The 26813-nt window shown below is 68.6% G+C and carries 23 protein-coding genes; 12 read left to right on the top strand and 11 right to left on the bottom strand.

What is annotated here, in order from left to right; all coding sequences use genetic code 11:
- Nucleotides 1-144 precede the first annotated feature (144 nt).
- Both aspS and CVV76_RS08700 read left to right on the top strand, forming a co-directional pair.
- Nucleotides 145-1923 (top strand): aspartate--tRNA ligase, encoded by a 1779-nt coding sequence (gene aspS / locus CVV76_RS08705; RefSeq protein WP_102224247.1) that lies wholly within the window; start codon nucleotides 145-147, stop codon nucleotides 1921-1923.
- A 79-nt stretch (nucleotides 1924-2002) separates the two neighbouring features.
- Nucleotides 2003-2758, top strand: coding sequence for an alpha/beta hydrolase (locus tag CVV76_RS08700; protein ID WP_102224246.1), 756 nt, complete (start codon nucleotides 2003-2005; stop codon nucleotides 2756-2758).
- Nucleotides 2759-2870: 112 nt separating this feature from the next.
- Here the strand turns inward: CVV76_RS08700 and CVV76_RS08695 are convergent, their stop codons facing one another.
- The gene (locus CVV76_RS08695; protein WP_102224245.1) at nucleotides 2871-3347 is read right to left on the bottom strand and encodes a hemerythrin domain-containing protein; all 477 of its coding nucleotides are present in this window, start codon (nucleotides 3345-3347) and stop codon (nucleotides 2871-2873) included.
- Between the two features lie 233 nt (nucleotides 3348-3580).
- Here CVV76_RS08695 and CVV76_RS08690 point away from each other — a divergent pair, with 233 nt between their 5' ends.
- The 4 genes from CVV76_RS08690 (at nucleotide 3581) to CVV76_RS08675 (ending at nucleotide 8129) form a co-directional block, all read left to right on the top strand.
- Entirely contained in the window at nucleotides 3581-5176 is a 1596-nt protein-coding gene (locus CVV76_RS08690) for a DUF1800 domain-containing protein (RefSeq protein WP_102224244.1), read from the top strand.
- A gap of 21 nt (nucleotides 5177-5197) precedes the next feature.
- Nucleotides 5198-6412: a DUF1501 domain-containing protein gene (locus CVV76_RS08685; RefSeq protein ID WP_102224243.1), complete on the top strand. Its 1215-nt coding sequence runs from the start codon at nucleotides 5198-5200 to the stop codon at nucleotides 6410-6412.
- A gap of 78 nt (nucleotides 6413-6490) precedes the next feature.
- Nucleotides 6491-7282: a hypothetical protein gene (locus CVV76_RS08680; protein WP_102224242.1), complete on the top strand. Its 792-nt coding sequence runs from the start codon at nucleotides 6491-6493 to the stop codon at nucleotides 7280-7282.
- Between the two features lie 127 nt (nucleotides 7283-7409).
- Nucleotides 7410-8129 (top strand): GNAT family N-acetyltransferase, encoded by a 720-nt coding sequence (locus CVV76_RS08675; protein WP_102224241.1) that lies wholly within the window; start codon nucleotides 7410-7412, stop codon nucleotides 8127-8129.
- Here the strand turns inward: CVV76_RS08675 and CVV76_RS08670 are convergent.
- The 3 genes from CVV76_RS08670 to CVV76_RS08660 form a co-directional block, all read right to left on the bottom strand.
- The gene (locus tag CVV76_RS08670; protein WP_102224240.1) at nucleotides 8095-8985 is read right to left on the bottom strand and encodes a 4-(cytidine 5'-diphospho)-2-C-methyl-D-erythritol kinase; all 891 of its coding nucleotides are present in this window, start codon (nucleotides 8983-8985) and stop codon (nucleotides 8095-8097) included. The genes CVV76_RS08675 and CVV76_RS08670 overlap by 35 nt on opposite strands.
- A 2-nt stretch (nucleotides 8986-8987) precedes the next feature.
- Nucleotides 8988-10790, bottom strand: coding sequence for a tetratricopeptide repeat protein (locus tag CVV76_RS08665; RefSeq protein ID WP_102224239.1), 1803 nt, complete (start codon nucleotides 10788-10790; stop codon nucleotides 8988-8990).
- Between the two features lie 293 nt (nucleotides 10791-11083).
- On the bottom strand, nucleotides 11084-12730 hold the full coding sequence (locus tag CVV76_RS08660; RefSeq protein WP_102224324.1) for an electron transfer flavoprotein-ubiquinone oxidoreductase: 1647 nt from the start codon (nucleotides 12728-12730) through the stop codon (nucleotides 11084-11086).
- Nucleotides 12731-13069: 339 nt separating this feature from the next.
- Here CVV76_RS08660 and greA point away from each other — a divergent pair, with 339 nt between their 5' ends.
- The 3 genes from greA to CVV76_RS08645 all read left to right on the top strand — a co-directional run bounded on the left by greA (nucleotide 13070) and on the right by CVV76_RS08645 (nucleotide 15822).
- Entirely contained in the window at nucleotides 13070-13540 is a 471-nt protein-coding gene (gene greA / locus CVV76_RS08655; RefSeq protein WP_199178542.1) for a transcription elongation factor GreA, read from the top strand.
- Between the two features lie 428 nt (nucleotides 13541-13968).
- Complete coding sequence (locus CVV76_RS08650; RefSeq protein ID WP_102224322.1) at nucleotides 13969-14928, top strand: hypothetical protein; 960 nt, start codon at nucleotides 13969-13971, stop codon at nucleotides 14926-14928.
- Nucleotides 14929-15027: 99 nt separating this feature from the next.
- A complete protein-coding gene (locus CVV76_RS08645; protein WP_102224238.1) occupies nucleotides 15028-15822 on the top strand; it encodes a methyltransferase, TIGR04325 family in 795 nt (264 codons plus the stop codon).
- A gap of 115 nt (nucleotides 15823-15937) precedes the next feature.
- On the opposite strand, the gene CVV76_RS08640 is transcribed toward CVV76_RS08645, so the two are convergent.
- The 7 genes from CVV76_RS08640 to CVV76_RS08610 form a co-directional block, all read right to left on the bottom strand.
- The gene (locus CVV76_RS08640; protein WP_102224321.1) at nucleotides 15938-17446 is read right to left on the bottom strand and encodes a malonate--CoA ligase; all 1509 of its coding nucleotides are present in this window, start codon (nucleotides 17444-17446) and stop codon (nucleotides 15938-15940) included.
- A gap of 269 nt (nucleotides 17447-17715) precedes the next feature.
- Nucleotides 17716-17937: a formate dehydrogenase subunit delta gene (locus tag CVV76_RS08635; RefSeq protein ID WP_102224237.1), complete on the bottom strand. Its 222-nt coding sequence runs from the start codon at nucleotides 17935-17937 to the stop codon at nucleotides 17716-17718.
- Nucleotides 17927-18754, bottom strand: a complete 828-nt coding sequence (fdhD, locus tag CVV76_RS08630; RefSeq protein ID WP_102224236.1) for a formate dehydrogenase accessory sulfurtransferase FdhD — start codon at nucleotides 18752-18754, stop codon at nucleotides 17927-17929. The genes CVV76_RS08635 and fdhD overlap by 11 nt, the downstream gene beginning before the upstream one ends.
- On the bottom strand, nucleotides 18754-21705 hold the full coding sequence (fdhF, locus tag CVV76_RS08625) for a formate dehydrogenase subunit alpha (protein ID WP_102224235.1): 2952 nt from the start codon (nucleotides 21703-21705) through the stop codon (nucleotides 18754-18756). The genes fdhD and fdhF overlap by 1 nt, the downstream gene beginning before the upstream one ends.
- Nucleotides 21702-23234: a formate dehydrogenase beta subunit gene (locus CVV76_RS08620; RefSeq protein ID WP_102224234.1), complete on the bottom strand. Its 1533-nt coding sequence runs from the start codon at nucleotides 23232-23234 to the stop codon at nucleotides 21702-21704. Before CVV76_RS08620 ends, fdhF begins: the two co-directional genes overlap by 4 nt.
- Nucleotides 23231-23704: a formate dehydrogenase subunit gamma gene (locus CVV76_RS08615; RefSeq protein WP_102224233.1), complete on the bottom strand. Its 474-nt coding sequence runs from the start codon at nucleotides 23702-23704 to the stop codon at nucleotides 23231-23233. Before CVV76_RS08615 ends, CVV76_RS08620 begins: the two co-directional genes overlap by 4 nt.
- A 163-nt stretch (nucleotides 23705-23867) precedes the next feature.
- Complete coding sequence (locus CVV76_RS08610; RefSeq protein ID WP_102224232.1) at nucleotides 23868-24761, bottom strand: LysR family transcriptional regulator; 894 nt, start codon at nucleotides 24759-24761, stop codon at nucleotides 23868-23870.
- Nucleotides 24762-24871: 110 nt separating this feature from the next.
- Here CVV76_RS08610 and CVV76_RS08605 point away from each other — a divergent pair, with 110 nt between their 5' ends.
- Genes CVV76_RS08605 through CVV76_RS08600 form a run of 3 tightly spaced genes read left to right on the top strand, consistent with a single transcriptional unit; the run spans nucleotide 24872 to nucleotide 26791 of the window.
- On the top strand, nucleotides 24872-25672 hold the full coding sequence (locus tag CVV76_RS08605) for a S49 family peptidase (RefSeq protein ID WP_102224231.1): 801 nt from the start codon (nucleotides 24872-24874) through the stop codon (nucleotides 25670-25672).
- Between the two features lie 4 nt (nucleotides 25673-25676).
- Nucleotides 25677-25847: a hypothetical protein gene (locus CVV76_RS25170; RefSeq protein ID WP_199178541.1), complete on the top strand. Its 171-nt coding sequence runs from the start codon at nucleotides 25677-25679 to the stop codon at nucleotides 25845-25847.
- A complete protein-coding gene (locus CVV76_RS08600) occupies nucleotides 25847-26791 on the top strand; it encodes a calcium/sodium antiporter (protein WP_102224230.1) in 945 nt (314 codons plus the stop codon). Before CVV76_RS25170 ends, CVV76_RS08600 begins: the two co-directional genes overlap by 1 nt.
- Nucleotides 26792-26813 lie beyond the last annotated feature (22 nt).

The following is a 26813-nucleotide window of genomic DNA, read 5'->3' as shown; positions in this document are numbered from 1 at the left end:
CCGACACAGATTCGTGATGAGCCGCCGACCTTGCAAACGGGCCCCTGCTTACATGGCAGGCATCGAGCGGCTGCGCTTGACTTCCCGGCCGGCAGGCTGTGTATCGGCGCGAAACCACTTGAGAGCCTCGGGAAGGGGAAGATCATGCACGCCTATCGCAGCCACACCTGCGCCGCACTCACCAAGGCCGAGGTCGGCGAGGCCGTCCGCCTGTCGGGCTGGGTGCATCGGGTGCGAGATCACGGCGGCGTCCTGTTCATCGACCTGCGCGACCATTACGGCGTGACCCAGATCCTGTGCGACAGCGACTCGCCCGCGTTCAAGGACGTGGAAAAGGTCCGCTCGGAATGGGTGATCATGATCGAGGGCAACGTGAAGGCCCGCGACGCCTCGCTCGTGAACCCCAAGCTGCCCACCGGCGAGATCGAGGTCTACATCCGGTCGATGACCGTGCTGGGCGCGGCCGAGGAACTGCCGCTGCCGGTCTTCGGCGATCAGGACTACCCCGAGGAAACCCGCCTTGCATACCGCTTCCTCGACCTGCGCCGCGAAACGCTGCACCAGAACATGATGCTGCGCTCGCGCGTCATCAAGTCGATGCGCGACCGGATGTGGGACACCGGCTTCACCGAGTTCCAGACCCCGATCATCACTGCATCCTCGCCAGAGGGCGCGCGCGACTTCCTCGTGCCGTCGCGCCTGCACCCGGGCAAGTTCTACGCGCTGCCGCAGGCGCCGCAGCAGTTCAAGCAGCTGATCATGGTGGCGGGCTTCGACCGTTACTTCCAGATCGCGCCCTGCTTCCGCGACGAGGATCCGCGCGCCGACCGTTCGCCCACCGACTTCTACCAGCTCGACGTCGAGATGAGCTTTGTCGAGCAGCAGGATGTCTTCAACGCAGTCGAACCCGTGCTGAAGGGCGTGTTCGAGGAGTTCGGCGGCGGCCGCAAGGTCGATCAGGACTGGCCGCAGATCGCCTATCGCGACGCGGCCATGTGGTACGGCACCGACAAGCCCGACCTGCGCAACCCGATCAAGATGCAGGATGTGAGCGAGCATTTCCGCGGCTCCGGCTTTGCGATTTTCGCAAAACTCCTTGAGACCGAGGGCAACGAGATCCGCGCGATCCCCGCGCCCACCGGTGGCAGCCGCAAGTTCTGCGACCGGATGAACAGCTTTGCCCAGAGCCAAGGCCTGCCCGGCATGGGCTACATCTTCTGGCGCGAGACCGACGGCCAGATGGAAGCCGCGGGCCCGCTGGCCAAGAACATCGGCCCCGAGCGGACCGAGGCGATCCGCCAGCAGCTTGGCCTTGGCGTCGGCGATGCGGCGTTCTTCCTCGGCGGCAAGCCCAAGGTGTTCGAGCCGGTCGCGGGCCGCGCGCGCACCGTCATCGGCGACGAACTGGGCCTGACCGACACCAACCGGTTCGCCTTTGCCTGGATCGTCGACTTCCCGATCTACGAGAAGGACGCCGAGACCGGCAAGATCGACTTCGAGCATAACCCCTTCTCGATGCCGCAGGGGGGCATGGACGCGCTGATGGGCGACCCGCTGGAGGTGAAGGGCTATCAGTACGACCTGGCCTGCAACGGCTATGAGCTGGTGTCGGGCGCGATCCGGAACCACAAGCCCGAGATCATGTTCAAGGCCTTCGAGATCGCGGGCTACCCGAAGGAAGAGGTCGAGAAGCGCTTCGGCGGCATGGTCAAGGCGTTCCGCTACGGCGCCCCGCCCCACGGCGGCTGCGCGGCGGGCATCGACCGGATCGTCATGCTGCTGGCCGACACGGTGAACATCCGCGAGGTCATCATGTTCCCGATGAACCAGCGCGCCGAGGACCTGATGATGAACGCCCCCTCGGACCCCACGAACGAGCAGCTGCGCGAGCTTGGTCTGCGCGTGGTGCCGAAGGAAGACTGACGGCTTCCGGCCGAGAGGGCTGGACGCCCCCTGCCCCGGCCTTAGCTCCTCTCCCGTCGCATCAGGACGGGAGAGAGAGATGACCGACTACATGGCAGGCGCCGAACCCTTCACCTTCGAGGGGGACGAGACCGGGGTGCTGGTGATCCACGGCTTCACCGGCTCGCCCCAGAGCATGCGCTACCTCGGCGAGGAACTGCACAGTCGCTATGGCTTCACCGTGGTCTGCCCCGCCCTTCCCGGCCATGGCACGACACCCGAGGCGATGGCCGAGACCGGCTATCTCGACTGGCTGGGCGCGGTCGAGGCGGAGCTGAAGGCACTGGCCGCCCGCAAGCGGCGGGTCTTCGTCACGGGGCTTTCGATGGGCGGCACGCTGACCCTGAACCTTGCCGCGCGCTTTGGCGACACGATCGCCGCCATCGCCCCGATCTCGGCCGCGGCGGGGCCCATGCCCGATCCCTTCATCGACCTGATGGCGCTGAACCCGCGGCCCGATTTCGTGCCGGGCATCGGGTCGGACATCAAGGCCGAAGGCGTGACCGAGGTCGCCTATGATCGCACCCCGGTGATCTGTCTGCGCGAGATTGCGGCGCTGATGCTGATGACGTGGAACATGCTGCCGCGCATCACCTGCCCCACCCTGGTGATCCAGGCCGAGGAAGACCATGTCGTGCCGCAGGCAAACGAGATGGAGATCGTCACGCGGATCCGCGCCGACGATATCCGCCTCCAGCGGCTGCACCACTCCTACCACGTCGCGACGCTGGACAACGACAAGGACCTGATCGTCCGGCGCGTGGGCGACTTCTTCCGCGAGATCGCCGCATCCTAGATCGACACGGCCCAGATCGACACGGCCTAGATCGCAAAAGGGCCCCGACGTCCGGCGCCGGGGCCCAAACTTTTCGAAGAGGTCTGCAAATTCCTTCCAGGAAATTTGGCGCTCAGTCCTCGAGGTGGTCCTTCTGCTTGGCGTCGACGAGGTCCTTCTCCTTCGCCTTGCGGGCCCGGAAGCGGTCGCCGTACGCGCCGACCTGGCTGTCGTCGATCACCTTGCGGGCGCGGGTGAAGATCTCGTCCTCTTCCTCGTCCATGTGGTGGGTATAGTCGTGCTGCAGCGTGTGGAACTTGTTGAGCCAGCCGGAGCTCGACATGTCCATCTCGTTCAGCGCGTCCAGCAGGTCGTCCATCTCGGCGTGTTCCTCGACCGAGTGGCGCGCGGCATCCTGGCCCCAGGTCTTTTCCATCAGCTTGGAGTAGAAGGTCTCCTCCTCGGCCGCGGCGTGGGACTTGATGTCGTAGTAGAACTCGCGCCAAGCCTCGCGGCGGGCGTCGCTCGCGCCTTCGGTGCCGGCGATCGTCTTCATCAGCGCGCGGTGCCGGTCGTGATCCGCCTTGATCTCGGCATAGATGTCGGACATCGTTTCCTCCTTGCAGTCAGTCGTGTTGGGTCAGTCGGGGGCGATCGGGGTCTGTCGGAACGCTTTGACGCGTCCCGCTGTTCCCATGTGCGGCGCTAGGACCGGCGAGGCGCGGATTTCCGCAAATCACAGAAAGCGTTACTTCCGGGGGGCAGGCGCCATGCTAGCATTCCCCGAGTCGGCGCGACGCCGGCCATGCCGGGCCCGCGGGCCCGCTGTGCCAGGATGACGATATGAGTTTTTCCCCCACCACCGCGGCGATCCGCTTCGGTTACGGCCTGTCGCCGACAATGCCGCCCCCCGCCTCTACCGCCGCCCTGATGGCCGAGCTGACCGCCCCCGACGCGATGGCCACGCGCTACCCCCTGCCCTCGCAGGAACAGGCGGTGACGCTGGGCCGCGCCCTGCGCGATGCCCGCGCGCTACAGAAGACGGAGGGCGACCGCAGTCGCAACCGCGCCGTGCGCGCGGCACGGCTGGCGCTGCGCGGCGCCGAGGCGGAGGCCTTCGTCAACCAACTGCAACGCGCGGTGCAGTCGCCGCATGGCTTCCGCGAGCGGTTGCAGTATTTCTGGTCGAACCACTTCACGGTGCAGGCCAAGAACAACATCTCCGCGCTCTACCCCACCGCCTTCGGCGAAGAGGCGATCCGCCCCCACCTGGGCGGCAGCTTTGCCGACATGCTGAAGGCCGCGACCACCCACCCCGCGATGCTGCTCTACCTCGATCAGAACAGCTCGATCGGGCCGAAGTCGCGGGCGGCGAAGCGGATGGACGCCCGGCGCAAGCGCCAGCTGGGCCTGAACGAGAACCTCGCGCGCGAGCTGATGGAGCTGCACACCCTCGGCGTGAGCGCGCCCTACACCCAGACCGACGTGCGCCAGATGGCCAAGCTGCTGACCGGGCTGGGGTTCAACTCCGAGGGCGGGTTCGTCTTTCGCCCCGGCTGGGCCGAACCCGGCGCCGAGACGGTGCTCGGCCGTCACTACGGCGGCGAGGAGCCGGCGCGGCTTGCCGACATCTTCGCAGCCCTCGACGACATCGCGGTGAACCCGGCGACGGCGAAACACATCTCGACCCAGCTCGCCACCCATTTCGTGGCCGACACGCCCGACCCCGGCCTCGTCACGGCGATGACGCAGGCCTACACCACCTCGAAGGGCGACCTGCCCACCGTCTACCGCGCGATGTTCGATCATCCGGCGGCCTGGGCGCCGGTCGGCCCCGGCGGCAAGGCGCGCCAGCCGTGGGACTTCATCGCCGCAAGCCTGCGCAGCCTAGGCCTGCCGCCCGATGCGCTCGACGGTCTCGACGCCGGTCGGGTGCAGCGGTTCCTGACCAACCCAATCAAGCTCATGGGACAGCCCTGGCAGAAACCCTCGGGGCCGGACGGCTGGCACGAGGAGGCAACGGCCTGGATCACCCCGCAGGGCCTTGCCGCACGGATCGACTGGGCGATGAAGGTGAACCGCTTCCTGACCCTTGCCGACGCGGGCCCCACCCCCGCCCGCGGGAAAGATACCGATAGCGGTATGGGCACAGGCACAGGCACGGACATGGCTGGCGACGGCATGTCGGGCAGCATGAGCGGCGACATGGGTGGCGAGATGGGAGGCGGCATGCCGGCGGCAGACAGCAACGCCGCCGACACGCCCCGGGCGAAGGGGCGCGCCGCGGGCGGCGATCCGATGCCCGACCCCCGGGCCTTCGTGCAGACCGCGCTTGCCGATGCGGCAAGCCCGACCCTGATCCAGGCCGCGGCCCGCTCCGAAAGCCGGGCCGAGGGTGTGGGGCTGATCCTGGCCTCCGCCGATTTCAACCGCCGCTGACCCCTGACGCGCGAGGGCACCATGTCCGACTTCCCGACCTCCCCGACCCGCCGCACCTTTCTGAAGGCCTCGGCACTGATCGGCTGCTCGGCCGCCGCCTGGCCGCTGATGACCCATGTCACCCTGGCCTCGGCCCCGGGCGACGACCGGCTGGTCGTGATCATCCTGCGCGGCGCGATGGACGGGCTCGATGTCGTCCGGCCCGTCGGCGACAAGGATTGGGCGGCGCTCCGCACCCCCGACCTCAACGGCAACCAGCCGCCCGTGATGCTTGACAATTTCTACGCGCTGAACCCCGCGCTCGGCGATCTGATGCCGCTCTGGCAGGCGGGGGAGCTTGGCTTTGCCCATGCCGTCGCCACCCCCTACCGCAACAAGCGCAGCCATTTCGACGGGCAGGACATCCTAGAGGCCGGGACCGGCCTCGACGTGCCCGACCTGAGGGTGCGCGACGGCTGGCTGAACCGGATGCTGCAATCGGTGCCGGGGATCGAGGCCGAAACCGCCTTTGCCGTGGGCCGTGACGACCTCAAGGTGATTGGCGGCAAGGCGCGCTATTCCAGCTGGGCCCCCGATACCCGACTGATCCTCAGCCAGCAGAGCCGGCTGTTGCTGGAACAGGTCTACCACGACGATCCGCTGTTCGCGCAGGCCGGCACCCAGGCGATGGACCTGGCCGACCAGCTGGGCGACGATAAGCCGATGGATCCGCGCCAGATGCGGCAGGCGGCGCAGCGGGCCGACCAGGCCTCGGCCCTTGCCGCCTTCGCCGCCGACCGGATGCGCGAAAAGACCCGCATCGCCGCCTTCTCGATCAGCGGCTGGGACACGCACCGCCGCCAGTCGGGCGTGCTCAGGACCCAGCTGACCGGACTTGCCCGGGCGATCCTTGCGCTGAAGAAGGGGCTTGGCCCCGAATGGAAGCGCACCACCGTCCTCGCCATGACCGAATTCGGTCGCACCGCGCGCGAGAACGGCACCGGCGGCACCGACCACGGCACCGGCGGCGCGATGCTGATGGCGGGCGGCGCGATCCGCGGCGGCAAGGTCTACGGCCGCTGGCCGGGGCTGAGCGAGACAGCGCTCTACCAGCGGCGCGACCTGATGCCGACCGCCGATGTGCGGCTCTATGCCGCCTGGGCGATGCGAGGGATGTACGGGATCGACCGCACGACGCTGAGCGACAAGATCTTCCCGGGGCTCGACATGGGCGACGATCCGCGCATGCTCTTGTGATCACGAAGGGCGCAGCCTGCTTTTCACCGCCCCCGGAATTCGCCTAGGATCGCGCCGTGATGAAGAGCAACGGGGGACATGGTGAATTTCTTCAGAAGCTGGACGGGGATCGCGATCCTGGCCGCGGTGGCGGTGGCGCTGCTCCTGCTCGGCAACGCGCAGTTGGAGCGTAGGATTGCCGAGATCGGGGATCCGCTGATGCCGTCGAGCGACACGAGCAGCTCCGGCAGCCCCGCCCCCGAGACAGGCAGCCCGGACACTTCGGCCCGAAACGACGGTTCAGCCGAGGCGACGCAAGCCACCGCCCCGGAGGCCGGCACGACGCCGAAGGGCGGAACGGACACGCCGAAGCCGTCCGAGACCGGCTCCGCGGCAGACACCACCGCCCCGCAAGCGGCTGACGGAAAGGCTGCCGCAAGCGCCCCTGCGCCCACCCCCGGTGCGAGCACGGCAGGAAAGACCGCGGCGGACAAGGGCACGGACAACGCCTCCGTCGCCGCCAGTGACCCGGGCGCCGACAAGACGACGTTCGACAAGGCGGCGGCGGACAAGACGGCACGCACCGCGCCTTCCGCGGCCCCCAGCGTGGCGACCGGCACCGCCACCGACGGCACCCAGGCCCTGTCGGGCGACACCCTGCGTATCGGTGACGCAAGCTTTCGCATCGCCGGCCTGACCTGCCCCTCCCCCGACAGCGACGCAGGCCGCCGCGCCAGCGCCACGGCCCACAGCTTCATGCAGAGCCGCGGCACGATGACCTGCAACTGGCACGAGACCTCCGCCGGGCGGATCGGCGACTGTACCGCCGATACCGGCGACGGTGTGCGGCGCCTGTCGGACGTGCTGCGCGCCTCGGGCGACTGCCGTTGACGCGGCCCGCCGACCGTCGCCGCCCCCGCGGCATCCCCGGCCGGGCCGCACGGCGGGGGATTGCCTGACCCCGGGGCCTGCGCTACCCCGTCAGGATCCCTTCGCCCCACTGCAGAGCGAGCATCCCATGGCGCAGACCCCGAAATTCGGCCGACCGCTTCCCGACTGGACCCCGCCGCGTGCGCCCGATGCCGAGGTGCTTGAGGGCCGGTTCGCCCGGCTCGAACGACTCGATGCCGATCGCCACGCGGCCGACCTTCACCGCGCGAACTCCGCCTCCGACGCGATCTGGAACTACCTGCCCTACGGCCCGTTCGGCGCGGCGGCCGCCTATCACCGCTGGGCGCGCGAGATGGAGGGCAGCACCGACCCATTCTTCTATGCGATCCGCGACCGCGCCACCGGGCACCTCGGCGGTGTCGCCAGCTACCTGCGCATCACCCCCTCCGTGGGCACGATCGAGGTGGGGCACATCAACCTTTCCCCCGAGCTGCAGCGCACCCCCGCCGCGACCGAGGCGATGTACCTGATGATGCAATGGGCCTTCGAGGCGGGCTACCGGCGCTACGAATGGAAATGCGACGCGCTGAACCTGCCGTCGCGGCGCGCGGCGCAGCGGCTGGGCTTCAGCTACGAGGGCACCTTCCGGCAGGCCACGATCTACAAGGGCCGCAACCGCGACACCGCCTGGTTCGCCGCGATCGACGCCGACTGGCCGCCGCTCAAGGCCGCGTATCAGGCCTGGCTTGCGCCCGGCAACTTCACCGACGCGGGCGGCCAGATCGAGCGTCTGTCGGACCTCACCCGCCTTGTCAGGGTCTCGGACGATCCGGGTCTGAAGGGCTGACCCTCCGGCCGTTTCTGGCGTCCTGCCACAGGCCCGCATCGGCGATCCACCAGCCCGGCTGATACATCGACAGCGCCGCCGCCCCCTGCGCCGCCCCGCCGGCACTGGCGAAGAGGCCGAAGCAGGTGGCGCCCGACCCCGACATCCGCGCCAGCAGGCAGCCGGGCAGCGCCGACAGCGCGCGAAGCACCTGCTCCACCTCGGGGCAAAGCGCCATCGCCGGCGCCTCGAGATCGTTGCGCTGCATCGACAGCCAGCCGGCCAGCGCCGCCGCGTCAGGCCAGGCCGGCAGGGTTTCGGGCATCGGCGGGTTGTCGGGGCTGGCAAGCGCGCGAAACACCGCCGGGGTCGATACCGCGACGCCGGGATTGGCCAGCACCATCCACACCGGCGGCACCCCCGCCACCGGGCTCAGCCGTTCGCCAAGGCCCTGCATCCGCGACGCTTCCGCCGCCACGCAGACCGGCACGTCGGCCCCCAGCCGCATCAGCGCCTCCGCCCCGGGCATTTCCCGGCCCGTGAGCGCCGACAACGCCCGCAGGCCCGCCGCCGCGTCCGAGGACCCGCCGCCGATCCCCGCCGCCGCGGGCAGATGCTTGTCGAGGGTCAGGGCCACGCCGTCAGCCCCGAGGAGCTGCGCGGCGCGCAGGACGAGGTTGTCGCCACCCACCGGCACCCCCTCCGCACGCGGGCCGGTCACGCGCAGCGTCAGCCCCGCACCGGGGGCAGCACTCACCCGGTCACCTACATCCGCGAACACCACCAAGCTGTCGAGCAGATGATAGCCGTCGGCCCGGCGGCCGGTGACATGCAGCGTAAGGTTGACCTTGGCCGGGGCGAAGGCCTCAGCCGGCATGGTCAGCCGCCATTGGTCGTCACGGGGTTGGAGGCCTTGGCCGGCTCTTCCGGCATCTTGCCCTCCTCCTTCAGCACCGCGTCCAGCCCCTTCGACAGCTTCTCGCGCAGCCGCGCGGCCAGCTGATCGTCGGGCCCGTAGGACAGCGCGCGGCGCCACTGGAACTGCGCTTCCAGCTTGCGGCCCACCGCCCAGTAGACATCGCCCAGGTGATCCGTGACCACCGGGTCCACCGGCTCCATCTCCGACGCCTTCTCCATCACCGGCAGGGCCTTTTGCACGTCGCCCATGCGGTAATAGGCCCAGGCCAGGCTGTCGCGGATGAAGCCGTCGTTCGGCCGCTCCGACACCGCCTTCTTGATCAGGTCGAGCGCCTCGTCCAGCTTCTCGCCCCGGTCGACCAGCGCATAGCCGAGGTAGTTCAGCACCTCGGGCTGATCCGGATTGAGCTTGAGCGCCTCGCGCAGGTCGGGCTCGGCCCGGGACCAGTCTCCCGCGCGTTCCTCGGACATGCCGCGCATGTAGAAGACCACCCAGTCCCCGGCCTCGCGCTTCACGCCGATCAGGTCGACCGCCTTGTCGTAGGCCTTGACCGCCTCGCCCCAGCGCTCCTGCTGGCGCAGCATGTCGGCATAGCCGGCCTGCACCTCGAGGACCTGCGGATAGACCTTGGACAGACGGCCGAGGATATCGGTCGCCTCCGCCGCCCGCCCCTGGTCGTAGAGGGTGTCGGCCCGGCCCATCTCGGCCACGAAATAGGACGGGTCGTCCTTGGGCACCGACCCGTAGACGTCAAGCGCGAGGTCGTATTGCCCTTCCTTGTTCAGAAGCTGCGCGGTCAGCAGCGCGGCCCCGGTCAGGTGCGGCCGCAGATGCAGCGCAATGCGCGAGAACATCAGCGTGTAGCTGTCCGACGCCTGCCCCTGCAGCGCGGTGGCCACGGTAAAGAACACTTCGGCCAGCCCGTCGCGGGCATTGCGCACCACCGTGAACGGCAGCGTCTCGCCGGCCTTGAGCTTTTCGCGCATCGCGTCGATGCCCGGGTCGCTGCCCTGCGGGAAGTTCGCGTCGAGAAGCTGCAGCGCCTGCTTGCCGCGTTCCAGCTGGCTGAGGATCTGCGCCTCGGCGATCAGGCCGCGGCGGGTCAGTTGCATGCCCTCGGGGCCCTTGCCGCCTAGGATCTTCTCGGCGCCCTCGAAATCGCCGACCGACGCCAGCGCCAGCGCCTTGTGATACAGGCCGAACCCCTGCATTGCCGGCGCCTTGATCACCTTGTCGAAGGCGGCGGTGGCCTCGCTCATCTTGCCGGCGCCGAGATCGGACCAGGCGGAGACCAGACCGTCGACCAGCGACCCCACGCCCGACCCCTTGTCCAGCTCGGCCAGGACCGCGTCGTATTGGCCCTTGTCCAGCTGATCGCCCAGCAACACGAGAAGCGCGACCTGGCTGCGGATGTGGCGCTTCTGCATGTCCCGGGCGATCGGGACGGCGGCCCCGAAATTGCCGAGCAGCACGTCGGACTGGATCGCCGTCTCCATGATCGCCGGCTGGGTGTTGTCCAGCGCCAGAAGCTGGCCGGTATAGCGCGCCGCGGCGGCGTAATCGCTGTCGTGGCTGGCCTGGCGCGCGGCAAGGTAGGCGCCGGCCGTGCCCGCGGGCAGCAGCGTCAGCGCATCGTCCTGCGCCGCCTTCGCCGGAACTTGCTTGGCGGCGGCCTCGCCCTGGGTCGCGGCGACAAGCGGCAGCGGCAGGGCGACGAGGCCGGCGGCAAAGGCGGAGACGAGGCCAAGGCGGAGGGCACGCATCAGATCGGGTCCTTTCACGGGCTAAATCGCTTCCCCAAAGCTAATGGCCCGCCCCGCCGGAGGCAATGAGCAGGCCCGCGCAATCCGATCTTTTCGCGAAATCCCGCGGAACCGATCACTGCTTTGCGCGTTAGCTGACGGGATTGGTGCGGCGGCAGGCAGACCGGGAACGGTGCGGCCCCCGGCGCAGGCCGTGCACCAGTCCCACTTTCCCCTTTTCCGTCACGACCCGCCGCCATCTGGCAGCGGCGCCGATGTGCCCCGCACGACCGCGGCCGCGCAGGACATCTGCCTTACATGTTGGGGTAGTTCGGCCCGTCGCCGCCCTGGGGCGTGGTCCAGTTGATGTTCTGGCTCGGGTCCTTGATGTCGCAGGTCTTGCAGTGCACGCAGTTCTGGAAGTTGATCTGGAACTTCGCCTCGGCGCCCTCGCCCACGACCTCGTACACCCCTGCCGGGCAGTAGCGCTGCGCAGGTTCGGCATATTTCGGCAGGTTGACCCCGATCGGAACCGACGGATCCTTGAGCTTCAGGTGGCAGGGCTGGCTTTCCTCGTGGTTGGTGAAGGAAAAGCTCACGTTGGTCAGCCGGTCGAAGCTGAGCACGCCATCGGGTTTCGGATAGTCGATCGGCTGGAAATCCTTCGCCTCGCCGGTCGCGGCGGCATCGGACTTGCCATGACGGAGCGTACCGAAGAGCGAGAAGCCCAGCGTGTTGGTCCACATGTCGAGCCCGCCAAGCGCGAGGCTGGGCCAGAGGCCCCATTTCGACCACATCGGCTTCACGTTGCGGACCTTCTTCAGATCCTCGCCGATGTCGCCCTCGCGCACATCCTTTTCATAGGCGGTCAGCTCATCGCTCGCCCGGCCCGCCTCGATCGCGGCATGGGCGGCCTCGGCCGCGGCGATGCCCGAAAGCATAGCGTTATGGTTGCCCTTGATCCGCGGCACGTTGACCATGCCCGCCGAACATCCCAGAAGCGCCACGCCCGGCGCCACCATCTTGGGCAGCGATTGCAGGCCGCCCTCGGAAATCGCCCGCGCGCCATAGGCCACGCGCTTGCCGCCCTTCAGAAGCTCGGCCACCATCGGGTGATGCTTGAAGCGCTGGAATTCCATGTAGGGGTAGAGGTAGGGGTTCTTGTAGTTCAGGTGAACCACGAAGCCCACGTAGACCTGATTGTTCTCAAGGTGATAGACGAAGGACCCGCCGCCCGCGTTCGAGTTCAGCGGCCAGCCCATCGTGTGGGTCACCGAACCCGCCTTGTGCTTGGCCGGGTCGATCTCCCAGATCTCCTTCATGCCGAGGCCGAACTTCTGCGGACAATGGCCTTTCGACAGGTCGTACTTGGCGATCACCTCTTTCGACAGCGACCCGCGCACCCCCTCGGCAAGGAAGACATACTTGCCGTGCAGTTCCACCCCCGGCTCGTATCCCGGGCCCTCGGTGCCGTCGGGGTTCTTGCCGAACTCGCCCGCGACCACGCCCTTCACGCCGCCCTTCTCGTCATAGACCAGCTCGGAACACGACATGCCCGGGAAGATCTCCACCCCCATCTCCTCGGCCTGTTCGGCCATCCAGCGGCAGACATTGCCCATCGAGACGATGTAATTTCCGTGGTTCGACATCAGCGGCGGCATCGGCCCGTTCGGGATCTTCATCTGCCCGCCCTCGCCCAGCACGAAGAACCGGTCCTCAGTCACGGGGGTGTTGAGGGGGGCGCCCTTTTCCTTCCAGTCCGGGATAAGGCGGTTCAGGCCGACCGGGTCGAGCACGGCGCCCGACAGGATATGCGCCCCCACCTCGGAGCCCTTTTCGAGGACGACGACGTTCAGACCCTCGTCGAGCTGCTTGAGCCGGATCGCGGCGGAGAGGCCCGCGGGGCCTGCGCCGACGATCACGACATCATATTCCATCGCTTCGCGGGTGGTCTCGGTCATCATCTACCTCCTGGGGGCGCACGTCCGGCGCCGTCTCGTCCCTTAATTCGCGGCTCCAGCGTTAGCGCGCCGATGCGCGCAGGGCAATCGTGACGCCGCATCAGAAGGATGCAAGCGCAGAAAAAACGTGCTCCGGCGCCGGTGGCCACGGCGCCACTTTCCACACTCCTGCCCCCGCCATCCCCCGTGCCCCACACCGGCACACAACCGCAGGCCTAACCGCTCCCCCCGCCTTGCCTCTTGCATTTGCCCCCCATCCCGGGTCAGGTGAGGAGAAACGTGGAACGGCGCCATGGCCTCCGGAGGAGGCCAAGTGGCGTCTTTTTTGCAAAGTGACCGATGGAAAAGATCCCGATGACACGCGCGGGCTACACCGCGCTCGACGAAGAACTGAAGGTGCTCAAGTCCAAGGAGCGGCCCGAGGTGATCCGTGCGATCGCCGAGGCACGCGAACATGGCGACCTGTCGGAAAACGCCGAATACCACGCCGCCCGCGAGAAGCAGAGCTTCATCGAGGGCCGGATCAAGGAACTCGAGGGCATCCTCGGGCGTGCCGACGTCATCGACCCGGCCAAGATGTCGGGCACGATCAAGTTCGGCGCCACGGTGACGCTGGTCGACGAGGACACCGACGAGGAACGCACCTACCAGATCGTCGGCGAGGCCGAGGCGGATATCGAGCGCGGCCTGCTCAACATCAAGTCGCCGCTGGCCCGCGCGCTGATCGGCAAGGATGAGGGCGACAGCGTCGAGGTGCGCACGCCCGGCGGCGAGAAGGCCTACGAGGTCCTGTCCATCCGCTTCGTCTGAGCGGAGGCCCGGGAGGGGTGTCCGGAGGGTCGGGAATGAACGAGAAATCAAGCGAACCCGGCGGCGCGCCGGGCGCGAGCGATGACGCGGATCGGCCGGTCGCGACCGGCGGCAACGTGTCGGAAGCCCTGCGCGCCGACGCGCAGGAGATGGCGGCGCGGCTTGCCGCGCAGCCATCGGCAGCGCCACGGCTTGGCGGCGCCCATGCGGCCCCCGGCGGGAACGGCGCGAGAGCCGGAAACGGCGGCACCGACACCACCGGTGCGGGCACCGCGCAGCGCGCCTCGGCGGGCAGCGCCGGGCCGGGTGGTGGGGCGGGTGCCGGGCCGGGTGGCGGAGCGGGCCCCGGTCCGGGCGCCGCCCCGCGGACCGTCAGCGGACAGGTCTCCGGCTTCGGCACCTATGCCCGCCAGCGCCCGCCCGAGCGGATCACCCAGACCGAGGTGATCGCCGGAGCGCTGACCCTGATCTGGGTGATCGCGGTGGGCACCTTCTTCGGCCTGACCGGCGGCTCGGTCACCGGCAGCGGCGCGCTGACCGCGGTGATGACCCTGCTTGCGGTGTTCCTGCCGGTCGCGATGATCTGGGTCGCGGCCCTGAACGCCCGCACCGTGCGCGACCTGCGCGAGGAGGCCCAGCGTCTGCAGGCCGCCGTCGACGGCATGCGCGCGGCCTATGTCCAGCACAGCCAGGCCGCCTCCCTTGGGATTCGCCCGACCGTCGAGAAGAAGCTCGACGAGATCGCCGCCGCCCAGCGACAGACCGACGCCACGCTTGCCACCTTTACCTCGCGCCGCGACCACCAGCGGGTGATCCCGTCGATCGACCGCAAGGCCGCGCTGACCATCGCACCCGCCGCCGCGGCTGACGAACAGCCCCGCCTCGCCCTTGGCACCGCGCCGGATGAGGGCCAGCGCCCGGTCGAGACGCAGGCCTTCGTGCGCGCCCTGAACTTTCCCGAGTCGGTCGACGACAAGGAAGGGTTCCGGGCCCTGCGCGCCGCCCTCGAGGACCGCGAGACCGCGCGCCTGATCCGGGCGGCACAGGACGTGCTGACCCTGCTCAGCGAGGACGGCATCTACATGGACGACCTCAAGCCCGACCGTGCCCGCCCCGAGGTCTGGCGCCTTTTCGCGCAGGGGCAGCGCGGCCACGCGATCTCGGGCCTCGGCGGCGTGCGCGACCGGTCGAGCCTTGCACTGACCGCGGGGCGGATGCGCGCGGACCCGGTGTTTCGCGACGCAGCGCACCACTTCCTGCGCCAGTTCGACAAGAGCCTGGCCACCTTCGAGAAGGCCGCGACCGACCAGGACCTGGCCAACCTGGCCGAAACCCGGACGGCCCGCGCCTTCATGCTGTTCGGCCGGGTGACCGGAACCTTCGACTGAGTGTTTCCGGATCACACACTAATCACGGCGGCGTGACGCGGCTATCCTGACCGCGTTTCCGGGCAGATCCTCCTCCCGGTCCGGAGAGGTCGCACCCCCATGGTTCTGTCCACGCTCGCCCACACCCGCCGGCACGTCCGTGTTGCACTGTCCACCGCCGAAGGGCGCCTACGCCTGGCCGCGGGCCGCCCGCCCAGGCTGAGCGGCGCCTACCCCGATTACACCACCGCACTGGCCGCCGTGCCCCCAGGCGCGATGGGCGGCTACGACCATGCCGAGATCGCCGATGTCGCCTTCGAGGCGATGTGCGCCCTGACGCTGTGGGACTATCCCGTGATGCTCTGGCTGCGCGAGATGTGGCACGACGGCATCGGCATCGTCGACGCGGGCGGACACATGGGGACCAAGTACATCGCCTTCGGGCCACACCTGGCGATCGACCGCGCCCGCTGGACCGTCCTCGACCTGCCGGCGATCTGCGCCGCCGGACGTGCGCGGCAGGCCCGCGGCGCGCTGCCCACGGCGATCGGGTTCGCCACCGCGCCGCAGGAGGTGCCGGCCTGCGACATCCTGCTCGGCTCGGGCCTGATGCAATACATGGACGCGCCGCTTGCGTCCCTGATCGGGGCGCTGCCGGCGCGCCCCCGGAGGATCATCCTCAACAAGGTCGCCACGCGCGAGGGGCCGACGGTGGTGACGCTGGAGCGGATCGGCGGCGCGCGGGTTCCCTACCAGATCCGCAACCGCGCCGGGTTCGAGGCCGAGCTCGCCGCCCTGCCCGGCTATCGTCTGCGCGACCAATGGGAGATCGCGGGCCTGCAACGGGTGATCGGGACCCACCCCGCGCTCGGCCCGAGCGACAGCCGGGGCTACGTGCTCGACCTGGCGGAGTGACACGGCAGGCGCCCTCGTCGTCGCGCCTCCGCGCGCTCCTCGTGGCCGGGGCGGACGACGCGTGCCCGCGAAGGGCACAAGGAGACGGCCGTGGGGGTCGCAATCTGCGTCGCAGTCAGCCGAAGCTCCCCGCGAACTCCTTCCTCAGCAGCGCCTTCTGCACCTTGCCCATGGTGTTGCGCGGCAGTTCCGGCAGCACCGCATAGCCCTTGGGCTGCTTGAACTTCGCAAGCCGCGCTTCAAGCGCCGTGCGGATCGCCGCCTCGTCCGGCCCGTCGCCCGTGGGCACCAGCACGGCAAACACCGCCTCGCCGAAATCCGGGTGGGGCACGCCGATCACCGCCGATTCCAGCACACCTGGCTGTTCGTCCAGCACCAGCTCGACCTCCTTGGGATAGACATTGTAGCCGCCCGTGATGATCAGGTCTTTCTGCCGCCCGACGATCGAGATGTAGCCGCGGTCGTCCTGGGTTCCGATGTCGCCGGTGATGAAGAACCCGTCCTCGCGCAGTTCCTCGCGGGTCTTTTCCGGCATCTGCCAGTAGCCCTGGAACACGTTCGGCCCGCGCACCTCGATCATCCCCGGCTCTCCCTGCGGCAGCGCCGCGCCGGTTGCGGGGTCGGTGATCTTCACCTCCACCCCCGGCAACGGAAAGCCCACCGTCCCCGCCCGGCGGTCGCCGTCATAGGGGTTCGAGGTGTTCATGTTGGTTTCGGTCATTCCGTAGCGCTCGAGGATGCGGTGCCCTGTGCGTGCCTCGAAGGCGAGGTGCGTCTCGGCCAGGAGCGGCGCCGAACCGGAGGTGAAAAGGCGCATGTGCTGCGCGATGTCGCGGGTGAAGCGCGGATCGTCCAGCAGGCGGGTATAGAAGGTGGGCACCCCCATCATCGAGGTCGCCCGGGGCAGGTGCGCAAGCACCGCGTCGGTCGAGAAGCCCGGCAGGAAGATCATCGACCCGCCCGCCAGCAGCACCGTGTTCGAGGCGACGAACAAGCCGTGGGTATGGAAGATCGGCAGCGCATGAAGGAGGACATCCTCCGAGGTGAAGTGCCAGAACGCCACCAGCACCTCGGCATTGGACAGAAGGTTCGCATGGCTCAGCATCGCGCCCTTCGACCGGCCCGTGGTGCCGGAGGTATAGAGAAAGGCGGCAAGGTCCTCCGGCGCCCGATCCACGGGGGTGAAGCTGTCGGGCCGGGCCGCCACGAGATCGGCAAAGCTGCCCGCACCGTCGGCCCCCATGGTCAGGGTCCGGGCGCCATGTGCGGCCGCGACCGGCGCGAGGGCATCGCGCTTCGCCGGATCGCAAAGGAACACGCGCGGCGTCGCGTTGCCAAGGAAATACCCCACCTCGTCGGGCGTATAGCCGGTGTTCAGCGGCAGGAAGATCGCTCCGGCCATCACCGTCGCGGCATAGAGCGCCAGCGCCTCGGGGCTTTTGGCCACCTGCACCGCCACCCGGTCGCCCGGCGCGACCCCCTCGGCCACCAGCGCATCGGCCTGCCGCGCGATCAACGCGTGGAAGGCGCGGCCCGTGATCTCGGTCCCGTCGGGCAGGATCAGGAAAGCGTCGTCGCGCGCGGCAAGCGGCGCGAAGAGCGCGTCGTAAAGTGTGTTGGCCATGGGCTCCTCCATCCGGTCGGCCATTTCTGGCACTTCGGGGAAAGAGGCTCAAGGTGGCGGGAGACGCGGCACCACTTCATCCGCCCCTGCCACGGGGTCGCGACCCGGGATCCGGGCGGCGCCCGCCCTCCCCCGGCAGGGCACAATGGCAACGTCTACGCACGGACAAACGCTGGAAGGGGTGGGTCAGCTACAGTGCAGACCATGAACGTAGGGCAGCGCCCGCCCGAGGCCGGGCGGGTGCCTGATCGAGGCTCAGCAGAGCAATCTCAGGCGGCCTTTACCGCGCGGACATGCGGGGCGGCCTCGATCACCAGCGGGTGCAGGCCCTCGCCCCCCGCCTCGATCGCGGCGAAAAGCTGGGCGCGCATCCGCGGCTCCCAGAAGTCGCTGATGTGGGCGGCAACCCCGGCGACGCCCTCGTCATGGGGTTTCGAGGCGAAGAAGGTGGCGATCTGGTTCGCCATGCGGATCAGCTTGTCAGGCGACATCTGCGTTCCTTTCCGGACGGATGCGGTCGGGATGGGTGAAGACCTCGAACCCGTCGCCGCGGGCGAGGCCTATGAGGGTAAGGCCCAGTGCCTCGGCCAGCCGCACGGCATGGGCGGTGGGGGCCGAGACGGCAATCATCACCGGCGCCCCGAGGGCGGCGCATTTCTGCACCATGTCGATGGAGACCCGGCAGGTAAGCACTACCGCCCCCATGCCAGTGTCCACACCCCCGGCAAGCAGCGCCCCCGCCAGCTTGTCGAGCGCGTTGTGCCGGCCCACGTCCTCGCGCGCCAGAACCATGCCGCGGCCGGGGATGAAAAATCCCGCGCCATGGGCGGCCCGCGTGACGTCGTGCAGCGACTGGTGGCCGGGCAGCGCGGCCATCGCCGCCGTCACCTGTGCCGGGGTCAGGGAAAGCGCGGCGGTAACCTGGGCCACATCGCGCAGCACCGCCTCGATCGAATCGAGACCGCAGAGGCCGCAGCCCACCGGCCCGGCCATGTGCCTGCGCCGCGCGGCGAGACGGGCCTCGGCCTCGGTGCCAAGCCACATCTGAACGTCGATCCCGGCCGCACCCACGAGGACCTGCAGGTCCTCGATCTCGTCCGGGGTGGCGATCCCCTCGGTCAGGGCGAAGCCACGCCCGAAATCTTCCAGATCCGCGGGCGTGGCCATCATTACCGCCTGCGTCGTGCCGTTGAAGGACAGCGCGACGGGCATCTCCTCGGGCAGTTCGCGCTGGCGCTCCGACGTCTCACCGCCCCGGTAAACCCGGGTGGTGTGCGGACGGTGTGCCTTGGCGGGGCGTTTTTTCATCACTCGGCCGCCGGCAGCACGCGGCGGGCGGCCTCGGACTGCGCCTCGTATTCCACCTGCCATTCGGAGGGGCCGTTCGAGGGCGCGACCTGCACCGCCGTCACCTTGTATTCCGGGCAGTTCGTCGCCCAGTCCGAGAAGTCGGTGGTGATGACGTTGGCCTGCGTCTCGGGGTGGTGGAAGGTGGTGTAGACCACCCCGGGCGCCACCCGGTCGGTGACCTTCGCACGCAGGCTGGTTTCCCCGGTGCGCGACGCCAGCCGCACCCAGTCGCCGCTACGCAGCCCGCGATCCTCGGCATCCTGGGGGTGGATCTCCAGCACGTCCTCGGCATGCCAGGCAGTGTTGTCGGTGCGCCGGGTCTGGGCACCCACGTTGTACTGGCTGAGGATCCGCCCGGTGGTCAGCAGAAGCGGGAAGCGCGGGCCCACCTTCTCATCCGTCGCGACATATTCGGTGCGGATGAACTTGCCCTTGCCGCGAACAAAGCCGTCGACGTGCATGATGGGCGAACCCTCGGGGTGTTCGTCGTTGCACGGCCACTGCACGGATCCCAACTCGGTGATCCGCTCGTAGGTCACGTTGGCAAAGCTGGGCGTCGTGGCCGCGATCTCGGCCATGATCTGCGAGGGGTGGGTATAGGTCCAGCCCGCGCCCATGGCATTGGCCAGCGCCTGCGTCACCTCCCAGTCGGCATAGCCGTTCTTCGGTGCCATCACGCGGCGGACCATGTTGATCCGGCGCTCGGCATTGGTGAAGGTCCCGTCCTTTTCAAGGAAGCTCGACCCCGGCAGGAAGACATGGGCGTAATTCGCCGTCTCGTTCAGGCAGAGGTCGTGGACGATGACGCAGTCCATCGCCGCCAGACCCGCCGCGACATGGTGGGTGTCGGGGTCGGATTGCAGGATGTCCTCGCCCTGGATGTAGAGGCCCTTGAACGTGCCCTCGACCGCCGCATCCAGCATGTTGTTGATGCGCAGGCCGGGCTCATCCGAGATCTTGGTGTTCCAAAGCGTCTCGAAGATCGCGCGGACCTCGGGGTTCTTGACGTGGCGATAGCCCGGCAATTCGTGCGGGAACGACCCCATGTCGCAGGAGCCCTGCACGTTGTTCTGGCCGCGCAGCGGGTTCACGCCGACGCCCGGACGGCCGATGTTGCCGGTCATCATGGCAAGGTTGGCGATGGCAATGACCGAGGTGGAGCCCTGGCTGTGCTCGGTCACGCCGAGGCCGTAGTAGATCGCCCCGTTGCCGCCACCGGCATAGAGGCGGGCAGCCTTGCGCACCTCCTCGGCCGGGACGCCGGTGGCGGATTCGACCGCCTCGGGGCTGTGGCTCTCGTCGGCGACGAACGCCATGTAATCGGCGAATTCGTCCCAGTCGCAGCGTTCGCGGATGAACGCCTCGTCATAGAGCTTTTCGGTGACGATGACATGTGCCAGCGCCGTCAGCATGGCGACGTTGGTGCCGGGCTTCAGCGGCAGGTGGTGCGCCGCGCGGATGTGCGGCGACTTCACCAGGTCGATGCGGCGCGGGTCGATGACGATCAGCTTCGCCCCCTGCCGCAGCCGCTTCTTCATGCGGCTCCCGAAGACCGGGTGGCCATCGGTCGGGTTGGCGCCGATGACGATCATCACGTCCGAATGCTCGACCGAGTCGAAATCCTGCGTTCCGGCCGAGGTGCCGAAGGTCTGGCCCAGGCCATAGCCGGTGGGCGAATGGCAGACCCGGGCGCAGGTGTCGGTGTTGTTGTTTCCAAAGACCTGTCGGGTCAGCTTCTGCACGAGGTAGGTTTCCTCGTTCGTGCAGCGCGACGAGGTGATGACGCCGATCGAATCCTGCCCGTATTCGGCCTGCAACCCGCGCATGCGGTCGGCGGCGAAGGTCAGCGCCTCGTCCCATTCGACCTCGCGCCACGGATCCTCGATCCGCTCGCGCACCATGGGTTTCAGCACGCGGTCCTGATGCTGGGCATAGCCCCAGGCGAAGCGGCCCTTGACGCAGGAATGCCCGCGGTTCGCCTTGCCGTCCTTCCACGGCACCATGCGCACCAGCTCATCGCCGCGCATCTCGGCCTTGAAGGAGCAGCCGACGCCGCAATAGGCGCAGGTGGTGATGACGGAATGTTCCGGCGTGCCGATCTCGTGCACCGCCTTTTCGCGCAGGGTGCCGGTGGGGCAGGCCTGCACGCAGGCTCCGCAGCTGACGCATTCCGACCCGAGGAAGCTTTCGTGCATCCCCGCGCTGACGCGGCTGTCCCAGCCCCGCCCCTCGATCGTCAGGGCAAAGGTGCCCTGCACCTCTTCACAGGCCCTGACGCAGCGCGAACAGACGATGCATTTCGACGGATCGTAGGTGAAATAGGGGTTGGATTCGTCCCGCGGCAGGTAATCGGGGTTGCCCATGTCACCATCGAGCATGCCGCGCAGGCCCCGTTCCCCCAGACCACGGGCGCGCGCATCGCCTTTGGCCAGCGTGCCGGAGCCGTCGTCATAATGGTTCGCGCCGGGCTGATAGCGCACGTCGCGCAGGCCCACGGCGCCGGCCATCTCCTGCAATTCGCAATCGCCGTTGGCCACGCAGGTCAGGCAGTCCAGCGGGTGGTCGGAGATATAGAGCTCCATCACCCCGCGGCGCAGGTCCTTGAGCTTGCCGGTCTGCGTGTGCACGACCATGCCCGCCGCCACCGGCGTGGTGCAGGAAGCGGGCGTGCCGTTGCGGCCCTCGATCTCGACAAGGCACAGGCGGCAGGAGCCGAAGGCATCGACCATGTCGGTGGCGCAGAGTTTGGGGATGGTGATCCCCGTCTCCTTGGCCGCCCGCATGACCGAAGTACCCTCGGGCACCGTGACCTCGGCACCGTCGATCGTCAAAGTCACCATCGTCGTCGACCGGCTGGCGGGGGTGCCGAAATCCTGGTCGAGGCTGGTGGGAATGATGAAGTCCTTCATTCGGCGGCCTCCTGATGGGTGCCCGTGAATTCGTCGGGGAAATGGGTCAGCGCGCTCATCACCGGGTAGGGCGTGAAGCCCCCCAGCGCGCAGAGCGAGCCGAATTTCATAGTGTTGCACAGGTCGGTGAGGATCGGGATCGCGCTGGCATCACCGCCCGCGATCCGCTCCAGCGTCTCGACGCCGCGCACGGCGCCGATGCGGCAGGGGGTACATTTGCCGCAGCTTTCGATCGCGCAGAACTCCATCGCGAAGCGCGCCATTTCCAACATGTCCGCCGTGTCGTCGAAGATCGTCAGGCCCGCATGGCCGACCAACCCGTCGGCGCCCGCGAATTCCTCGTAGCCGAAGGGGGTATCGAACAGCGCGGGCGGGAAGTAGGCGCCCAGCGGCCCGCCCACCTGCACCGCCTTCACCGGGCGGCCGCTGGCGGTGCCGCCGCCGATGCCCTCGACGATCTCGCCGAGCGAGAGGCCGAAGGCACATTCGTAAAGGCCACCGTGCTTCACGTTACCCGCGATCTGCAGCGGGATCGTGCCGCGCGACCGGCCAAGGCCGAAATCCTTGTAGAAGGTCGCGCCATGCGACATCACCACCGGCACCGTCGCCAGAGAGATCACATTGTTCACCACCGTGGGGCGGCCAAGGAACCCTTCCAGCGCGGGTAGCGGCGGCTTGGCGCGAACCACGCCGCGCTTGCCCTCGAGGCTGTTGAGGAGGCTGGTTTCCTCGCCGCAGACATAGGCGCCCGCGCCGATCCGGATCTCCATCTCGAAGGTCTTGCCGGAGCCGAGGATGTCGGTGCCCAAAAGCCCGCCTTCGCGCGCCACGCGGATCGCCTCGGCAAAGACCGCGTTGGCGTCGGGGTATTCCGACCGGGCGTAGACATAGCCCTTGGTGGCGCCGGTCGCGAGGCCCGCGATCACCATCCCCTCGATCAGGGTGAAGGGGTCGCCTTCCATCAGCATGCGGTCGGCGAACGTGGCGCTGTCGCCCTCGTCCGCGTTGCAGACGATGTATTTCTGCTCAGCCTGCGCCCCCGCCACCGTCTTCCACTTGATGCCGGTGGGAAAGCCCGCGCCTCCACGGCCGCGCAGGCCGGACTCGGTGACCTCGGTCACGATCTGCTCGCCCGTCATCGCCAGCGCCTTGCGCAGGCCGGCAAGGCCGCCGTGATGTTCGTACTCCGCCAGGTCCAGCGGGTCGATCACGCCGACGCGGGCAAAGGTCAGCCGCGTCTGGCCCATCATCCAGGGCAGTTCGTCCGTCAGGCCAAGCGCCTTCGGATGGTCGCCGAATTCGGCGTCGAAGAGGGCGGGCACGTCGGCGGCGGTCAGCGGACCGAAGGCGCGGCGGCCATCCTCAGTCTGCACCTCCAGCAGCGGCTCCAGCCAGACCATGCCGCGGGTGCCATTGCGGGTGAGGGTGATGTCGAGCCCGCGCCTGGCGGCCTCTGCCTGAACGGCCTTCGCCACGTCGTCGGCACCGAGCGCCTTGGCGGCGGAATCGCGGGGGACGTAGATCCTCATTTGCCCACCTCCGTCAGCAGGGCATCGACCCGCGCCTCGTCGATCCGGCCCACGACCTTGCCGTCGATCATCGCGGCGGGCGCGCAGGCGCAGAGACCGAGGCAGAACACGGGCTCAAGCGTCACGGTTCCGTCGCGCGTCGTCTCGTGCCAGTCGATCCCCAGCTTGCCCCGGGCATGGGCGGCAACGCGGTCGGCCCCCATCGACTTGCAGGCCTCGGCACGGCAGAGCTTCAGCACGTGGCGCCCGGCCGGATCCTCGCGGAAATCATGGTAGAAGGTCATCACGCCATGCACCTCGGCACGGCTCAGGTTCAGCCCCTCGGCGATCTGTGGAAGCGCCGCGCGCGGGACGTATCCAAAGGCCTCCTGGATCGCGTGAAGGATCGGCAGAAGCGGCCCCTCGACGCCGTCATGGGTGGCAAGGATTTCCTCGACACGCACAGCGATGTCCTGATCGTCCAATGGCATAAACCCCTCCCGGCTTGGCTGGGGGCCATTTCTAACCTGCACGATAGGCAAATCAATATAGACATTCCGTCATTTGATTGATGCAATCTATCAAACCGAGCGCAATGTCCGGCCGAATGATGCCGCCAGGCGGCCCCCGGCCTTCCCCCTGACTGGCGCCATCCTAGGCGCCGGCCCCGACCGTCGCGATCTTGGCCGCATCGGCCAGCAATGCCTCCAGCAGCGGGGTGTGCGGCTCCCGCCAGGGCGCGATCAGCCCGACGACCGAATGGACCTCGGGCGCCCGGATCGGGATCGCGCGGAAATCCGCGCTGGCGAAGAGATCGGCCATCGCCTCGGGCACGACCGAGGCCCAGCGGCCGGTCGCGACATGGGCCAGCAGCGCGATCATCGAGTTCGACTCGACCGGGGCCGAGACCGCCACGCCCGCCTCGGCGAGGAAGTGGTTCACGATCCGGCGGTTCTGCATCTCCGGGGTCAGAAGGCACAGCGGGACCTCCCCCAGCTCGTTCCAGGCGATGCTGTCGCGTGCGGCGAGGTCCATCCTGCCCGACACCAGCAAGCGATAGCCCTCGGAGTAGAGCGGTACGCGCGCGACCCGGCCCAGCGGCTCGTTGTCGAGATAGGTGACGCCGGCGTCAAGCTCGAGATCCTCGATCTCCTGCAGGATCTCGGCCGAGGTGCGCGAAAAGATCCGCAGATGGACATTGGGATGCGCCGCGGTGAACCGGTCGGTCAGCCGCGCGATCATAGGCAGCGCGGTGGGAATGACGCCCAGCCGCAGCACCCCCGACAGGCCCGCGCGCACCGCCCGCATCTCCTCGCGCAGGCTGCGCGCGTCGCCCACGATCCGGCGCGCCCAGTCGAGCACCCGCAACCCCTCGGGCGTCAGCCCCTGAAAGCGCGAGCCGCGCCAGACCAGTTGCACCCCCAACTGGTCCTCGAGCTGCTTGATCGCGCTGGACAGCGTGGGCTGCGTCACGCCGCAAACCTCGGCCGCACGGCCGAAATGCCGTTCCGCCGCGAGCGCCATGAACATCTCGAGCTTGTCGATCATCCCGGGATCCTCCCCTGGCAAGAGGTAACACCCGCCCGCCCGCGCAACAATCGCCGCGCGCGGCCGCGCCGTCTCTTGTTCGCCGCGCCGCCGCCGCCTACATCGGGACGATGGCACGCTGGTCCCCCCTCCCCTCCCGCCCGACGGTCGCGGTTCTTCGTCTGCAGGGCGTCATCGCCGCGGGCGGCCGCCGCGGTGCCGGCATGAACGATGCCGCCCTCGCCCCGCTGATCGAAAAGGCCTTCTCCAAGGGCCGGCCCGAGGCGGTGGCGCTGACGATCAATTCGCCCGGCGGCTCGCCCGCGCAATCGAGCCTGATCGCCGCCCGCATCCGCCGCCTGGCGGATGAAAAGGAAATCCCCGTCCACGCCTTCGTCGAGGACGTGGCGGCCTCGGGGGGGTACTGGCTGGCGACCGCGGCCGACAAGATCTGGGCCGATCAGACCTCGATCCTCGGCTCCATCGGCGTGATCTCGGCAGGCTTCGGCTTTTCCGAGCTGATCGCCCGGCACGGGATCGAAAGACGAGTGCACACGGCGGGCAAGTCGAAAAGCTTTCTCGATCCGTTCCAGCCGGAAAAGCCCGAGGACGTGGAACGCCTTCAGGCCCTGTTCGAACCGATGCACCGGATCTTCATCGACCAAGTGAAAGCGCGGCGCGGATCGCGGCTGTCGTCGGAGGCGGAGCTGTTCGACGGCTCCTTCTGGCTTGGCCAGCAGGCGGTCGACCTCGGCCTTGCAGACGGCATCGCCCACCTCGTGCCGAAGATGAAGGCGCTTTACGGCGACAAGGTCAGGTTCCGGACCTACGGCCCCAAGCGCGGCCTTCTGCGGCGCCTCGGCGCCGAGGCCCTGTCGGGCGTCGCTGCCGAGGCGGAGGACCGCGCGCTGATGGCACGGTTCGGGTTGTGACCGGATGGTGAAGCTGGTCTCCCTCTTCCTGATCGCCATCGTCGTGCTGGCGATGTTCGGGCGCCTCCGGGTGCCGGGGATGAAGGGGCGTAAGCTCTCCAAACCCGGGACCTGCCCGCGCTGCGGGCGGTTCCGCATCGGGCGCGGCCCCTGCCCCTGCGAGACAAAGACCTGATGGCCATTGATATCGTGCAGGTGCTGGCCGGGCTGGTGCTTCTGGTGCTGGCGGGCGAGGCCCTGGTGCGCGGCGCCGTGAACCTTGCGCTCAGGCTGGGGATCCCCTCGCTGATCGTCGGGCTGACGGTCGTCGCCTTCGGCACCTCGGCGCCGGAATTGCTGGTGTCCGTCAAGGCGGTGACGCAGGACGCCCCGGGGATCGCACTGGGCAACGTCGTCGGGTCGAACATCGCCAACATCCTGCTGGTGCTGGGGATCCCCGCGATGATCTCGGTCATCCATCCGGGCGACAACCACGCGCGACGCAGCTACCTGACCATGGTCGCGGCGACGATCCTGTTCATCATCCTCGCCTTCCTCGGGCCGTTCCGCTGGTGGCACGCGCTGATCCTGCTCGGCGCGCTCGCGCTCATGCTGTGGGACAATTACCGCGAGGCGCGGGCCCATCGCGCCGCCGGCGACCCCGAGGAGGTGCTGGAGGGCGCCGACCCCGCCCTGCCCGGCTGGAAGATCGCGGCCTACCTCGTGGCGGGCCTTGTCGGCCTGCCGCTTGGGGCCCAGCTTCTGGTCGAGGGCGCGGTGGGGATCGCGCGCGCCTACGACATCTCGGAAACCGTGATCGGGCTGACGCTGGTCGCGGTCGGCACGTCGTTGCCGGAACTCGCCACCTCGGTCGCCGCGGCGTGCAAGAAACAGGCCGACGTGGCGATGGGCAACGTGATCGGCTCGAACGTGTTCAACCTGCTGGGCATCATCGGCATCGCCGGTCTTGTCGGGCCCCTGCGCGTTCCGCAGTCGATGCTGCATTTCGACCTGTGGGCCATGCTCGTCACGACACTGGTGATTGCACCTTTTGTCCTCGGGCGACGTAACATCACCAGGATCTGGGGACTCGTCCTGACCGCCGGCTATGTCGTGTTCCTGATCGCACTGGCACATTGACGCCCGACACGGGGCGCAGGAG

Source organism: Acidimangrovimonas sediminis (assembly GCF_002871005.1).
Lineage (GTDB): Bacteria > Pseudomonadota > Alphaproteobacteria > Rhodobacterales > Rhodobacteraceae > Acidimangrovimonas > Acidimangrovimonas sediminis.
The sequence above is the reverse complement of the archived record's forward strand: the minus strand, read 5'-3'. Positions and strand labels throughout refer to the sequence as shown.